At 69.7% G+C, this 218-nt stretch carries 1 protein-coding gene; it reads left to right on the top strand.

Annotated features, from left to right (window positions below):
• A partial coding sequence (locus ACFHWT_RS31655; RefSeq protein ID WP_416598394.1) for a transposase family protein occupies positions 1-218 on the top strand: 218 nt, incomplete at both ends.

The raw sequence follows: 218 nt of genomic DNA, 5'->3' as shown, positions 1-218 counted from the left end.
CGTCAAAGGCGAAACGATCGACGCCTGGTACTCCGGAAAGCACCGCGACTTCGGCGCGAACATCCAGGCGGTCGCCCGCCCGGACGGACTGCCGATCTGGACCTCACCGGCGATGCCCGGACACCTGCACGACCTGACCTGCGCCCAGACCCTCGGTGTCACCGCCGCCCTGAACTGGGCCGCCACCGAACTGGACCTGCCCACCCTGGCCGACTCCG

It is taken from the genome of Micromonospora sp. LOL_021 (assembly GCF_048060215.1).
In the GTDB taxonomy this organism is placed as follows: domain Bacteria; phylum Actinomycetota; class Actinomycetes; order Mycobacteriales; family Micromonosporaceae; genus Micromonospora_E.
This window is presented reverse-complemented; position numbering and strand designations above follow the sequence as displayed.